General features: G+C 35.4%; 10 protein-coding genes. 6 read left to right on the top strand and 4 right to left on the bottom strand.

Annotated elements, in window-relative coordinates; translation table 11 throughout:
- Window positions 1-127: 127 nt before the first annotated feature.
- The 3 genes from J7604_RS10745 to J7604_RS10735 all read right to left on the bottom strand — a co-directional run bounded on the left by J7604_RS10745 (window position 128) and on the right by J7604_RS10735 (window position 4,076).
- Window positions 128-1,105 carry a transketolase C-terminal domain-containing protein gene (locus J7604_RS10745; protein ID WP_293895406.1) on the bottom strand — a complete coding sequence of 326 codons (978 nt, stop codon included), beginning with the start codon at window positions 1,103-1,105 and terminating at the stop codon, window positions 128-130.
- A 32-nt stretch (window positions 1,106-1,137) separates the two neighbouring features.
- Window positions 1,138-2,007, bottom strand: coding sequence for a transketolase (locus J7604_RS10740; RefSeq protein WP_293895403.1), 870 nt, complete (start codon window positions 2,005-2,007; stop codon window positions 1,138-1,140).
- A gap of 272 nt (window positions 2,008-2,279) precedes the next feature.
- On the bottom strand, window positions 2,280-4,076 hold the full coding sequence (locus J7604_RS10735; protein ID WP_293895400.1) for a glycosyltransferase: 1,797 nt from the start codon (window positions 4,074-4,076) through the stop codon (window positions 2,280-2,282).
- A gap of 351 nt (window positions 4,077-4,427) precedes the next feature.
- Here J7604_RS10735 and J7604_RS10730 point away from each other — a divergent pair, with 351 nt between their 5' ends.
- From J7604_RS10730 to J7604_RS10715, 4 genes are all read left to right on the top strand, one after another.
- Complete coding sequence (locus J7604_RS10730) at window positions 4,428-5,375, top strand: acetyl-CoA carboxylase carboxyltransferase subunit alpha (protein WP_293895397.1); 948 nt, start codon at window positions 4,428-4,430, stop codon at window positions 5,373-5,375.
- Window positions 5,376-5,491: 116 nt separating this feature from the next.
- Window positions 5,492-6,337, top strand: coding sequence for an MBL fold metallo-hydrolase (locus J7604_RS10725; protein ID WP_293895394.1), 846 nt, complete (start codon window positions 5,492-5,494; stop codon window positions 6,335-6,337).
- Complete coding sequence (locus tag J7604_RS10720) at window positions 6,338-7,117, top strand: patatin-like phospholipase family protein (RefSeq protein WP_293895391.1); 780 nt, start codon at window positions 6,338-6,340, stop codon at window positions 7,115-7,117. It begins immediately after the preceding gene.
- A gap of 165 nt (window positions 7,118-7,282) precedes the next feature.
- Window positions 7,283-7,738 (top strand): hypothetical protein, encoded by a 456-nt coding sequence (locus tag J7604_RS10715; RefSeq protein WP_293895388.1) that lies wholly within the window; start codon window positions 7,283-7,285, stop codon window positions 7,736-7,738.
- 36 nt (window positions 7,739-7,774) lie between these two features.
- Here the strand turns inward: J7604_RS10715 and tyrS are convergent, their stop codons facing one another.
- The gene (gene tyrS, locus J7604_RS10710; RefSeq protein ID WP_293895385.1) at window positions 7,775-9,052 is read right to left on the bottom strand and encodes a tyrosine--tRNA ligase; all 1,278 of its coding nucleotides are present in this window, start codon (window positions 9,050-9,052) and stop codon (window positions 7,775-7,777) included.
- A gap of 138 nt (window positions 9,053-9,190) precedes the next feature.
- Here tyrS and holA point away from each other — a divergent pair, with 138 nt between their 5' ends.
- Both holA and J7604_RS10700 read left to right on the top strand, forming a co-directional pair.
- Window positions 9,191-10,213 (top strand): DNA polymerase III subunit delta, encoded by a 1,023-nt coding sequence (holA, locus tag J7604_RS10705; RefSeq protein WP_293895382.1) that lies wholly within the window; start codon window positions 9,191-9,193, stop codon window positions 10,211-10,213.
- Window positions 10,214-10,345: 132 nt separating this feature from the next.
- Window positions 10,346-13,405 (top strand): tetratricopeptide repeat protein, encoded by a 3,060-nt coding sequence (locus J7604_RS10700; protein WP_293895379.1) that lies wholly within the window; start codon window positions 10,346-10,348, stop codon window positions 13,403-13,405.
- The last annotated feature ends 2 nt before the right edge of the window (window positions 13,406-13,407 follow it).

The following is a 13,407-nucleotide window of genomic DNA, read 5'->3' as shown; positions in this document are numbered from 1 at the left end:
TATTCAAAATGTAGGTGAATACCAGACGGCTCTTACACATTCTTTTGGAAAAAATAATCGTTTAGCATAAAAAAAGCCATCAAAACTTAATTTTGATGGCTTTAAGTAATCTAAAGACCTTTATTATTTACACACTTAAGGTTTTCATTGCAGCTTTTCTCTCTACAACCTTCATTGCTGCTTTAACAATATCATTAGCAGTCAATCCATATTTTTCCATGAGCTGATCAGGTGTACCACTTTCTCCGAATGTATCATTTACCGCAACAATTTCAAGTGGCAAAGGATAATTTCTTGCTAATACCTGTGCAATGCTTTCTCCTAAACCTCCGCTAATCTGATGTTCTTCAGCAGAAACAGCACATTTGGTTTTTTGAACAGACTTAAGAATTGCAGCAGTGTCCAATGGCTTAATCGTATGGATATTAATAATTTCTGCATCAATTCCTTTTTGTTCAAGAATTTCTCCAGCTTTGATTGCTTCCCATACCATATGCCCTGTAGCAAAGATGGAAACATCAGCACCTTCGTTCAAAAGAAGAGCTTTTCCAATTTCAAACTTTTGGTCTTTTGGAGTGAAGTTTGGTACAGCAGGTCTTCCGAATCTCAAATATACTGGACCAAAGTGGTTTGCTATAGCAATTGTTGCAGCCTTGGTTTGATTAAAATCACATGGATTGATTACTACCATATGAGGAAGCATTTTCATCATTCCAATATCTTCTAAGATCTGGTGTGTAGCACCGTCTTCTCCAAGAGTAAGTCCGGCATGAGATGCACAGATTTTAACGTTTTTTTCAGAATAAGATACTGATTGTCTGATCTGGTCAAATACTCTTCCAGTTGAGAAGTTTGCAAAAGTACCTGTATATGGAATTTTGCCTCCGATAGTCAATCCCGCTGCCAAACCTATCATGTTGGCTTCTGCAATTCCTACCTGAAAAAAACGGTCTGGGAATTCTTTTATAAAATCCCCCATCTTTAATGAACCTATAAGGTCAGCGCACAGACCAACGACATTGGAGTTCAATCTTCCTGCTTCAACCAGTCCTACTCCAAATCCTGATCTTGTATCTATTTTTTCTTCGAATGTAAATTTCTTCATTTTCTTAAGAGCAATAAAAATTTTAAGATGGATTAATAATCGCCAAGGGTTTCCTCTAGTTGTGCAAGTGCTTTTGCTAATTGCTCATCATTTGGAGCTGCTCCATGCCATTTATGTGATCCCATCATATAATCAACACCATAGCCCATTTCGGTCTTCAACAAGATTGCAATCGGTTGACCTTGTCCTGTAAGTGATTTGGCTTTTTGAATCGTTTCTGTAACGACCTCCATTTTATTTCCTTCTGCACATTCAAGAACTCTCCACCCAAATGATTCATATTTGGCTTTAAGATTTCCAAGTGACATAACTTTATCACATGGTCCGTCAATTTGTTGTCCGTTATAATCAACCGCGGCTATTATGTTATCTACTTTGTGATGAGCAGCATACATCAAGGCTTCCCAAACCTGGCCTTCTTGTTGCTCTCCATCGCCCATTAACACATAAACTAGCCTATTATCTTTATTTAATTTCTTTGCTTGTGCAGCACCTACAGCTACAGATAGACCTTGTCCAAGTGAACCGGAAGCGATTCTGATGCCAGGAAGATGCTCTTCCGTTGCAGGATGTCCTTGTAATCTAGAATTAAGTTTCCTGAAAGTACCTAGTTCTGAAGCAGGGAAATAACCTGCTCTTGATAAAACACTGTACCAAAGTGGTGAAATATGTCCGTTGGATAAGAAGAATAGGTCTTCACTGATCCCGTCCATATTAAATTGAGTATTATGCTTCATTTCTCTGAAATAAAGCGCAACAAGATAGTCTGCGCAACCAAGTGATCCGCCCGGGTGGCCTGAGCTGCAGCAATGTACCATTCTTACAATATCTCTTCTCACCTGTGAAGCAATTTTCTTCAGCTCCTCCACAGTGGTGGTCTTTTCGACATTTTCAATTAGCATAAATGATTGTTCCTGGTTTTATCCGATTAATTTTCTTGATTAAAAGAATTTCAAGTGTAAACCCTTTTTATCAAACCGCTAATTTAATAATTATTTTTTAGCAAAATTTAATTTTTATATGTGAGTGGTGTTAGGAGTTAAGTAAAATCAAATTTATCCAGGAAATGATTTGAATGAATATTGTTAATTTCTTGATTTTTAGTTAATTGTATTGGTGGGAGTGGGAAATAAAAAGAGGCTATACTTTAAAAATACAGCCTCTTTTTGAAAAATTATAAATAATTTAAAGCAAGGTCATATGCCCGCTCATAGTATACGGATAAGTTTTTCCAGTCAAATGTTTCAGAAGAACTTTCAACCAGGTTTCGTTGAGTAATTCTTTCTCTTCTCGCAAGTTTAACAAATGAATAGAGCTGGTCTGTCAGCTGATTGGCAGCTTCATCAAAGCTCTTGTATCTTCTGTTTACAACATAAAGTCCTTTTTCTTCATGTTGAGGGATGTTTGATAGGATATAATCACCAAAACCAGAAAGGTCACTTGTTACAGCTGGTACACCACTTGCAATAGATTCAAGCGGAGTATATCCCCATGGCTCGTAATAACTTGGGAAAATTCCTAAATGACAGCCTCTTACAAACTGTCCGTATTCCATACCAAATAACGGGTTTGTAGGAGATATAAAGTCAGGATGATAAACGATTTTTACCCTGTCATACCAGTTGTTTACTAGGTTAGCAGTCCTTAGGAAGCTAAGGATATCATCGTATTGGTCATGTATTAAATTATGGGTTACTACAAATGGAAGATGGTTAGATTTCCAGGATTGCAGCGTTCTTCTTAGTCTTAATCTCCAGTATTCGTCAACAAAATTATTGAGGTTGGGCATCGTTATGTCGCCACTCGCAGCCGCTTCATTGAAAAGCCTTTCTCCAACCTGTTTTTCAATGGCTTTACAATCTTGTCTTATTTCCTCCATCACGGCTCTGGATTGAAGCACTGCTGGATTTATAGAGTGATAAGGTTGTTTGGTCACAAAGAACATGACAACTGTCATATCCATATTTTCTTGCCTCATTCTCCAGTTAAGTCTAGCAAGGGCTTCTAATGTTAGGTCAAAACCTTTGTTTTTGTATTCATACCTACCAGAAGTGAAGAAGTAAAGAGTTTTATCCAGATCAAAAGAATAACTGTGAAAGAAATGCCCCATGATAAATTGGTGAATCTTTTCTTTATATTCTTTGTGAAGGTTTTGAAATTCATGGAGAGCTGTAAAACGTTCGATATTCAGACCATTTGGTAGAATCAAATCCGCATTTCTGCCAAGCAAAGAAGCACATTCTCTGGCCGTTACCTCACTTACTGTGGTAAATACATGCGCACCATGGGCAGCAGCACGCTCAATTTTAACTGAAGTTTCTATGTTAAAATTCACAGCTTCTTTTTCCCAGTCATAAAATGGGAGATGGTCATAAAAATGAGCATCATTCATTGCCAGATATCGACCAAGAAGTGTAGCGTGAGTTGTAAATACGGTGGTTGCCTGTAAGTTATCTCTTCTTATTGCGGGAATTGCAGTTCCGGCCATCCATTCATGGAAATGCCCGATGATTTTTTTATCGGTTACAAGAGTAAGCTCGGCGAAATATAATTTAACCAAATGCCCAAATGCGATAACCTGATTTATGAGATCATCACCTTCCGGTGAAGAAATTCCATGGTGCTCCCACAAAATATACTTCACTTCATTTAATTTATTATAAATACTAAAAGGATTCAAAAGAACTACTCTTGGCTTTCCAGAGACAAGCCAGTAGCCATAATGAACTTCATATCCAAAACTTCTAAGTTGCTTGGCAGCTTGATAGAAAGGATCGTCTTCGTTTTCAACTGGTTCAAATTCAGCTGGCATTCTGCTATGAACGTATGGACCAATCAGACAATAGTTTTCATCCCACTTCTCAATCATGCTTGGGACCTTTGAACGAATGACGGTATAAATTCCGCCTACCTGATTGCAAACCTCCCAGGCAATCTCTACTAATAAGGTATCTGCATGTTTTTTATCCATTCAACTACTACTTTAAAATTTAAAATATGTTAGGTTATTAATTGTTCCAAAATTAATTTTAAAAAAGACATATGGAAATAAAAGCAAGCGAATAGAACGAAAAAAAGACATTTATGTTATAAATATTTTAAAAGTCCTTTCGTTGGCGGAAGGATTTTTAGTTCCTCAACTCTTTGTGATGCAGGAGGAAAAACTAATAAAACCTTTTTTTGAAAAAAAATTTTTCTATATGTAAAATAAATTTTAAACTTAACTTTTTGGTTTATAGTTGTTTATATCTAAAGTTGCATTGAGGTATATGTTCAGAAATTATATTTTATAAATTTGCAGTAATACTATTCTTAACAAAATATGTTATTGGACTTTGAAAAACCAATCGCGGAACTGGAAGCTAAGTTAATTGATATGAAGTTGCTGGCTCAGGAAAATAATGTGGATGTTTCCTCTGCGGTTAAATCTTTGGAAGAAAAAATCAAGACTTTGAAAAAAGAAACATACTCTAACCTTACCAGATGGCAGAGAGTGCAATTGTCCAGGCATCCGGACAGACCATATACACTCGATTATATCAATGCTATAGCTGATAAATTTATTGAGTTGCATGGAGATCGTTCTGTAAAAGACGATAAAGCTATGATTGGTGGACTTGCTCAGGTAGGTGACCATTCTGTAATGATTATTGGTCATCAGAAAGGAAGAAATACCAAACAAAGACAATTGAGAAACTTTGGAATGGCTAATCCGGAGGGATACAGAAAAGCGCTTCGCCTTATGAAAATGGCAGAAAAGTTTGATGTTCCTATTGTTACATTTATAGATACTCCCGGAGCTTTCCCTGGTCTTGAAGCTGAAGAAAGAGGGCAGGCAGAGGCTATTGCCAGAAATATTAAAGAGATGTTCCTATTAAAAGTGCCCGTAATCTGTATTGTAATAGGTGAGGGGGCTTCTGGTGGAGCATTAGGTATTGCAATCGGAGATAAGGTTTTGATGCTTGAAAATACTTGGTATTCTGTTATTTCTCCAGAATCCTGTTCTTCAATTTTATGGAGAAGCTGGGATTACAAAGAGCAGGCTGCGGAAGCTTTAAAGCTTACTGCAACCGACATGCATAAGAATAAAATGGTCGATGATATTATCAAAGAACCTCTTGGCGGTGCTCACGTAGATCCTGTTGGAACTGCTAAGAAAATCAGAAAAGTAATAATTGATAGTATAGATGAGTTGTCAAAACTATCATCCGAAGAAAGAATAGCTCAAAGAATTGAAAAATTTGGAGCAATGGGAGTTTTTGTTGAATAATTCAATTTTCTGAAGAAATAATAAAAGCTGTTTAGGAAACAATTAGGACCTAAACAGCTTTTTGTTTTTTATAAATGTCCGGTAAAATAACATTACTTTTTAGATAAGTTGTCTCCATGAATTTACACGTAATAAATACAGGATTTTTTAAGCTTGATGGCGGAGCTATGTTTGGCGTAGTACCTAAAACACTCTGGCAAAAGACAAATCCCGCTGACGATAAAAACTTGTGCACTTGGGCTATGCGATGTCTGCTCATTGAGGATGGAAATAAACTCATATTAGTAGATACTGGGATTGGAGATAAACAAGATGATAAGTTTTTAAGTCATTATTATCTGCATGGAGAAGATACTCTGATTAAATCCATTCATAAGGCAGGCTTTTCTGAAAATGATATTACAGATGTGATATTGACTCATTTGCATTTTGATCATTGTGGAGGTGCAACTGTATATAATAAAGATAGAACGAAAATTGAACCGACTTTTAAAAATGCCGTTTATTGGTCTAATGAAGATCACTGGAAATGGGCCTCAATTCCCAATGCCAGAGAAAAGGCCAGTTTTTTAAAGGAAAATATATTTCCATTAAGGGAAAGTGGCAAACTTGAATTTGTAGGAATTAGAGAGGAGACGCCTTTTAAATCTATAAATTTTTTATTTGTGGACGGACATACAGATAAGCAGATGATTCCTGTTATAGATTATAAAGGTAAGAAAATAGTTTTTGCTGCAGATCTGTTGCCTTCTGTAGGACATATTCCGATTCCTTATATCATGGCATATGATACTCGACCATTGATATCAATGCAAGAAAAAGAAATCTTTTTTAGAGATGCAATTAGCAAAGATTATATAATTTTCCTTGAACATGACCCTGTGCATGAGTGCTGTACAATTAAGGAAACTGAAAAGGGATTCAGAGTAAAAGATACATTCAAATTAAAAGAAGTGTTGTAAATGAAAATCGGACTGACACTTTCCGGCGGAGGAGCAAGAGGCATTGCTCATCTTGGAATTTTAAAGGCATTAGAAGAAAAAGGATTAAAGCCAGAAATGATTTCCGGCGTTAGCTCAGGAGCAATTGTTGGAGCATTATATGCAGCAGGGCTGAAACCTGAGCAAATTCTTGCTACACTTCTGAAACCCAGAATGTTTAAGTACTTCAGACCGGCATGGAGCAAATTTGGCCTTTTAAATATGCAAAGGCTTATACCTATATATAAACTATATTTGCCTTGTCTTACTTTTGAAGAACTTAAGATAAAATTGATAATTTCTGCGGCAGATTTGAAAGAAGGGAAAACTATTTATTTTGACAGCGGAAATCTGATTGAACCAATACTTGCTTCAGCTTGCATTCCATTGCTGTTTGCTCCTTTTGTTTACGGTGAAAAAAGGCTTGTAGATGGTGGTGTTATTAATAATTTACCCGTTGAACCCCTTATTGGTAAAGTGGATTTCCTGATTGGGGCCCACGTTAATCCTAATAATCCCAATTTTGAAGTTACTTCTATTAAATCGATGGTGGAAAGAACTTTTAACCTTTCTGTTGGTTGTAATGTAAAACCAAGAAAAGACTATTGTGATCTGTTTATAGAGCCTCAGTCATTATGTAAGTATAGAATTTTTGACTTAGGAAAAGCAGAAGAGATTTTTAATATTGGGTATGAAGGAGCTTTAGAGGCAATTTGCAAAAATGAAAAACTCGAAAGCTTTCTAAAGCAGAGACTTAAATAGTTGTAAATTTTTTTTATTAAAAAAGTAAAATTTATATTACAAAAGAATATCCAATCCTTCCTTAAGTTCTAATGATTGAAGGATTTTGGATTTTTTAAGTTTTTATTTGAATTAAAAGTGAATTATTAGGATATTTGATAAGCAAAAACTCTCCACTCTTAGGATATGAAGAAACATTTAATAATTGCCGCGTTAGCCTTTACTGCAATTTCCTCCGTTTCCGCACAGAACGATAAATCAAAAGCATCAAAATCAACACCTTTTACATATGTAAGTGCTGATGCGAAATTAACTAAGTACCACACTGAAGATGAGCTTAAAAGTCTTGGAAAACTTGAGCTTACTCAGCTGTATATGGAAAGAATTAAAATCCTTACGGAAGTTGTTCCTTATCTGGCATTACAATCTAAGCCAGGAGCTACTCTTAAAGAAATGGGTATTCCTGAAACTCCTTTGAATATTGAGCACGTTGAGAAAGAAGTAAAAAATAAAGGTACTTATCTTACTGCAGTGCAAAATACTTTGGATGATATAATTCCTTATGCCGATAAAACCAATATTATCTGGTCTATCATGTTTTTTGAAGAAATTATAAAGAAGGCTGAAACTGGTGGTCATTAAAATAAAAAAGTCCCGAATTTTCGGGACTTTTTTATTTTAATTTACTTTTAATAGAAAATAATTCTTCTTCCCTTTTTGAACTAGAAGATATTTATTCTGAAGTAATTTATAGTCAATTCGTTGTTCTGACTCGATTTTTATCTTGTTAATACTTACGCCACCTCCGGTAATCATTTTTCTAGCCTCTCCTTTAGATGCGAAAATTACATTCCCGGTAGCAACAGAAAGTAGATCGGTGATAGATAGGGTTTCTGTCAGAACATCTTTAGTTATGTCAACCTGAGGTACGCCTTCAAATACAGATAAAAGGGTATCCTCATCCAGACTTTCAAGATCTTCTGTTGTAGATTTGCCAAATAGTATTTCAGAAGCTTTAACAGCAGTTATATAATCATCTTTAGAATGAACTCTTGTAGTGATCTCTTCAGCTAGCGCCTTTTGAAGTATTCGCAAATGAGGAGCTGTTTCATGCTCTTTCTCCAATACCTCAATTTCTTCTTTTGTCTTTAATGTGAAAATTCTAATGAATTTTTTAGCATCATCATCTGCACTATTCAACCAGAACTGATAGAACTTATATGGCGAAGTCATTGCAGGGTCTAACCAAATATTACCACCTTCAGACTTCCCAAATTTGGTGCCATCAGCTTTTGTCAATAATGGTGTGGTCAACGCAAACGCTTCTCCGCCTTCCATTCTTCTAACAAGCTCAGTACCTGCAGTGATATTTCCCCACTGATCAGAACCTCCCATTTGAAGACGGCAGTTTTTATTTTTATATAAATGAAGGTAATCGTAGCCTTGCAGCAACTGGTAAGAAAATTCAGTAAATGAAATCCCCGTTTCAAGTCTCTTTTTTACAGACTCTTTCGACATCATGTAATTTACAGTAAGATGTTTTCCTACATCTCTCAAGAAACCGATAAAACTGAAATCCTTAAACCAATCATAGTTGTTAACAACCTCTGCAGCATTATCTCCTGTGAAGGCTAGGAATTTTGATAATTGATTTTTTACACAGTTTTGGTTATGTGTTAACGTTTCTTCTGATAGCAGTTTGCGTTCTTCAGATTTACCGCTTGGATCTCCAATCATTCCGGTAGCACCGCCAACCAGGGCAACTGGTTTATGACCTGCGTTTTGAAAGTGAACAAGTATCATCACCTGAACAAGATTACCCACCGTTAGTGAAGATGCAGTAGGGTCAAAACCTATGTAACCCGCTGTAATTCCTTTATTCAGAAGTTCTTCAGTCCCTGGCATGATATCGTGAACCATGCCTCTCCATTTAAGTTCTTCAACAAAATTTTTCATCATTCAGATATTAAAAGACCGCAAAGATAGGAAAATCAAATGATTCCTGAAGAAGAAGAACAGTAAATGTCATAATAATAATTTAGGCTCTGTTATTAAAAAATACTTAACTTTAACAGTTAATTAAATATTTAAATCGTGGCTGTAAGTCCTGAGAGTGTAATTAAAGATCTTAAAAACGGAAAGTATGCTCCGGTTTATTTTCTACAAGGGGAAGAGCCTTATTTCATAGACACAATCTCCGATTATATTGAGAAAAACTGTCTCAATGAAACTGAGAAAGGCTTCAATCAGACTATTCTATATGGTAAAGATGTTAACATCAGTACCATAATGCAAAATGCCAGGAAATTTCCTATGTTTTCTGATAAGCAGGTAGTTATTGTAAAAGAAGCTCAGGAGATTTCTGATTTGGGGAAAGAAGCAGGAGACAAGCTCCTGGATGCATATATTCAAAATCCTCTGGCTTCAACGGTATTGGTATTTTGTCATAAGTATAAAACGGTTGATGGAAGGAAAGCAATTGGTAAAAGTCTTGAAAAACATACTGTTTTCGTTAATTCCAAGAAGCTTTATGATAATAAAATTCCTGAATGGGTAGATGGTTATTTTACTGATAAAGGATTTAAAGTTAATCCAAGAGCAGCTGGAATGATCAGTGAATATATTGGTAATAATCTGAGCAGGATTGCAAATGAGATCGACAAGCTTCTGATCAATTTAAAGGAAAAAGTAGTCATAGATGAAGCTCTTGTTGAAAAGTATGTTGGGATTAGCAAAGAATACAATGTATTTGAGCTTCAGAATACTTTAGTTAGGAGAGATGTTTTGAAAGCAAACAGGATCCTTAAATATTTTGAGGCTGATCCTAAAAGTAATCCGGCAATTCCAATAATTGTCACTTTGTTCAATTTCTATACAAAAGTCCTCATGATTCATGCTGCAGAAGATAAGTCAGAAGGAGGGCTAGCGAAGTTGCTTGGAGTGAATCCATTCTTTGTTAAAGATTATATTGCCGCAGCCAAGAGTTATCCTCCTCAAAAAGTCATCAATATCATTCATTATATTCGTCAGGCAGATTTGATGTTAAAAGGAGTTGACAATGTGAGTGTCGGAGAGGGGGATATTTTGAAAGAACTAGTTTTTAAAATTCTACACTAATTCAAAAACAGGGTAATTAATCCGTTTTTAATTTTGATGATCCGATTCAATTTTTATTTTTACAAAAATAAAAATTGAAATAATACCGTTTACGCTTTAAATATTCATATTTGATTTATTAAATAAGGCACTATGCTGAAAAAACTTTTAATTTTTTCTTTTATACTCCTGACTCCTCTTTTTGTGTGTGCTCAGAATACAATGGTCAAAATTTCTTATGACCAGTTATTCAGAGATGGAGTTGAGCTTTTAGACAAAGAAAAATATGCCGCCGCCCGCAATGCATTTGAGAAATATGTTGGTCAGGGAATAAATGATCTGAAAACCATAGATGCAGAATACTATATAGCCTTTTCAGCTTTGAATCTCTTTAATCCTGATGCAGAGCCGCTTTACAAGCATTTCATCTCAAAATATCCATATCATGCAAAGGCTTCTTTAGCTCATTTTGACCTTGCTACTTTTTACTACAATTCAAAAAAGTATGAAAAGGCGATTCAGTATTTTGAAAAGGTTAATCATGAAAACCTTAATGAGGAGCAACAACTCGATGCTAATTTTAAATTGGCCTATTCATATTTAAATATTAAAGCTTTTGATAAAGCTGCACCATTGTTTAACAAAATCAAGGGGGGAAAGCACAAGTATACTTATGCTGCCAGTTATTACGCAGGTTATCTTGAGTTCAGAAATGGTGAATATGATGCTGCTTTAGCTGACTTAAAGAAAGCAGAAGAGAATGAATCATATAAACCGCTTGTGCCATACATGATAGTAAATATTTACTATAAAAAAGGCGAGCTGGATCAGCTGATTTCATACGCTGGAACTGTCACAAGTTCAAAACAGGATATACAGAACGCCGATGAGTTCTACTTGCTGACGGGTGAGGCTTATTTTAGAAAAGAAGATTATAAAAGAGCTGAAGAGAATTTTTCTAAATACATTCAAACGGCTAAAATAAAAGCAAATCCGGAGATCCAATACAGATTAGCTTATTCTCAATTTAAGAATGCACAATATGAAGACGCTGCTGAAAACTTTAAAGGACTGGCAATAGGCAATGATTCCATCTCTCAGGCCAGTGCATACTATCTCGGTGTTTCTTATTTGCAGACAGGAAAAAAGGATTTCGCTGTAACTGCTTTCGATCAGGCGAGAAAAAGCAATCTTAATAAGGAAATTCAGAAAGAAGCATTGTTTAATTATGGGAAAGTAAATTTTGATCTTGAAAGATATACTGAAGCAATTCCTGCATTAAAAGAATTTCTGAAAACCTATCCAGGAAGCCCTCGCGTTCCTGAAGCAACTGAAATTCTTAGTGAGTCCCTACTAAAAACCAGAGATTATTCTGACGCCATCTCATATATTGAAGGTCTTAAATCCAGGAGTCTTAGAATCAATGCAACTTATCAGATTGTAACTTTTTTGAAAGGAACTGAGCTGTTAAATAATAACAACTTTCAGGAAGCAATTGATATGTTTAACAGATCATTGGAATATCCTATTAATAAGGATTACGTGATTTATGCAAACTTCTGGAAAGGCGAAGCTTTATCTTATCTGAAAGATTATAATGCAGCTATAAATGCATATGCAGCTGTGTTTACAAATGCTAAAGATGATAATGAATATTATCTGAAGTCCAGATATGGAATAGGATATGCATATTATAATACCAAGCAATTTGATAAAGCATTGCCTCATTTCAGGGCGTATATTGATAAGGTCAAAGGTGAAAAGAACAAACAAAACTATAATGATGCCTTGCTTAGGTTGGCTGACTTGTATTATGTGACGAAGCAGTATGAGCAGGCGATAAAATACTATGATGAGGCTGTAGCAGATAAAAGCTCTGACATTGATTATGCCTATTACCAGAGAGGTCTTGTAAAAATGAACTTAGGAGAAGTGTTGGATGCTAAGACAAATTTTGAAGCTGTAATCAAGCGTTATCCTAATTCTTTATACTATGATGATGCTTTATTCCAGGAAGGACAATTGGAGCTTCAGACAGGCGAAAACAATGATGCAGTAAAAGCATACAGTGCATTGATTGGCATAAAACCAGGAAGTCCATATGCACCATATGCATATAGCAGAAGAGCAACAGCATATTTTAACCTCAAAGAATATGAAAAAGCGATAAAGGATTATCAATACATTTTGGATAATCTTCCTACTCATGAAGAGTCTCAAAATGCACTTAAAGGAATCCAGGAAGCCCTTGCGGCAGCAGGAAGGGAAGAAGAATTTCCTGCAATACTTGCTAAGTTCAAAGAATATAATCCGGACAATAAAGAATCAGCTTCATTAACAGTTCTTGAATTTGAAAATGCAAAAGCACTTTACAATAATCAGAAATATCCTCAAGCGATACAGTCGTTCCTTACCTTTATCAGCGGAAATCCTGATAACCCTAATGTAAAAGAAGCTCAATACTATATGGCTGAATCTTATTACAGACAAAACGAGTTGACAAGCGCGATTGAATATTATAAGAAAGTTATTGAGGATAGATCAAGTAGTTATTATAACAAAGCAATTCAAAGGTTAGCAGATCTTAGTCTTTTAAATAAAGATTATCAGGCTGCTAAAAATTATTATCAGATTCTTCTTGCTCAGGCCAGAGGAAAGAAAGACAGATCTATTGCAAATGTGGGTCTTGTAGATGCTTATTACAATACTCAGAAATATGATTCCGCTCTTTATTACACTTCTGAAATTCTGAAACAAGGTAACTCAACCCTTGATGCGGAAAGCAAAGCAATGCTTTACCAAGGTAAGATAGCCATGGCTAAAGGAGAGAATGATAAAGCTGTTGATCATTTTATTCAGACAATAAATGCTGCTAAAGATATTAATGCGGCGGAAGCTCAGTATCTGATTGCACAAATTCAATATAATGACAAAAAGTATAAACAGTCTCTCGAGACTTTATATGATCTTAATAATAATTTCTCCATTTATGAGAATTGGTTAGGCAAGTCATTTCTCCTTATTGCTGATAATTTTGTCGCCCTTAATGAGCTGTTCCAAGCTAAGGCTACATTGAAATCAATAATTGAAAAGTCGCCACATAAAGAGACTGTAGAAAAGGCCAAAGTCAGATTAAGCGAATTGGAATCAAAAGAGAAGGAGAAAGAAACTGAAAAGGTAGAAAAAGGACAGGAGGGAAAGAGCAATGAATAACG

The organism is Sporocytophaga sp. (genome assembly GCF_017745095.1).
GTDB lineage: Bacteria > Bacteroidota > Bacteroidia > Cytophagales > Cytophagaceae > Sporocytophaga.
Note: the sequence above shows the minus strand (reverse complement) of the source record. Positions and strands in the feature narration are given on the sequence as shown.